This is a genomic window from Streptosporangium vulgare (assembly GCF_042428775.1).
Taxonomy (GTDB): domain Bacteria; phylum Actinomycetota; class Actinomycetes; order Streptosporangiales; family Streptosporangiaceae; genus Streptosporangium; species Streptosporangium vulgare.
In genome coordinates this window covers 1-1,178 of the sequence record NZ_JBHMBS010000113.1, presented here as the reverse complement: position 1 = coordinate 1,178, position 1,178 = coordinate 1, and the positions used below count along the sequence as shown (strand labels likewise).

Sequence of the window (1,178 nt, the reverse complement as noted above, 5' to 3'; positions counted from 1 at the left end):
ATCAAGAAACGTAGGCGTGACAAGCTTGTGCCCCGTTGATCGGGATCGTTTTCGCGGGTGACAGCCTGGATGTATGAGGTATTCAGACAGAAGCGGAGGGCTGTCTGCGCGGGTCCGGGAACAGCGGCAGGAACTGCGGTTGCGGGCGGCGGACATGTTCGCCGGGAACATCAAGCCGCCGCGGGTGGCCCAGTTGCTGGGCGTGACGCGTAAGTCGGCCTATGAGTGGCATCGGGCATGGCGGGCCGGAGGCAAGGCCGCGCCGGCCTCCAAGGGAGCCACCGGTAACGGCTGCAAGTTGACCGATGAGCGGCTGATGCACCTGGAGACGGCCTTGGAGCAGGGAGCCTCCGCTTACGGCTGGAGTGACCAGCGCTGGACGGCACCACGGGTCGCCACGTTGATCGCTGGGACGTTTCACGTCTCCTACACCGCCCGTGGGGTGGTGTATCTGCTGAGGCGGCTGGGCTGGTCGTTTCAGGTGCCGGCGCATCGAGCCGTCCGCCGTGACGAGGCGCGGGTCACCGAGTGGACGAGGCGGGTGTGGCCAGCGATAAAAGCACCTGGGCGGCTTGGGGATCGTGGCTGGTCTTCGCCGACGAATCCGGCCAGAGCCTGAGACCGCCCCGAGGAAGGACCTGGGCCCGCAAAGGCCAGACCCCGGTCCTGGAGGTCTCCTACGGTGACCGGGGCCGCGTCTCGATCGCTGCTCTGATCTGCATCCAGCCAGGTCGTCGCGTTCGGCTGATCTACCGCACGATCACCTACCACCAGCGCAGGGGTGAGCGGAAAGGGTTCGTCGCGGCCGACCTCAAGGCTTTGCTGCATGCGGCTCATGCCCAGCTGGGCGGTCCGATCTCGCTGGTGTGGGACAGCCTGCCCGAGCACGTCAGCGCCCAGATGCGCCAGTGGATCACTGCCCAGGCCGACTGGTTGGTGGTCTATCGATTACCGCCGTACGCGCCTGACCTCAACCCGGCCGAGGGCATCTGGTCCAACCTGCGCATCGCCATCCTCAACTTCGCCGTCCGCAGCATTGACGAGCTCACCGCTCTGATCAAGCACCGGCTCAATCACATGCAGTACCAGCCCGAGCTCCTGGCCGGGTTCATCGCCCAGACCGGCCTCATGATCTCCGAGCCGATGTAACGCTCGGCTTTCTCGCTCAGTACAGCAGT

1 protein-coding gene is annotated in these 1,178 nt (G+C 65.5%); it reads left to right on the top strand.

From position 1 onward, the window contains the following. Positions 1–73: 73 nt before the first annotated feature. Positions 74–1,149, top strand: a protein-coding gene (locus tag ACFFRH_RS44790; RefSeq protein ID WP_425581869.1) for an IS630 family transposase whose coding sequence is annotated in 2 segments (ribosomal slippage) — positions 74–617 and positions 617–1,149 — 1,077 coding nt in all. Because the reading frame shifts where the segments join, the coding sequence is not laid out codon by codon here. Positions 1,150–1,178: the final 29 nt, after the last annotated feature.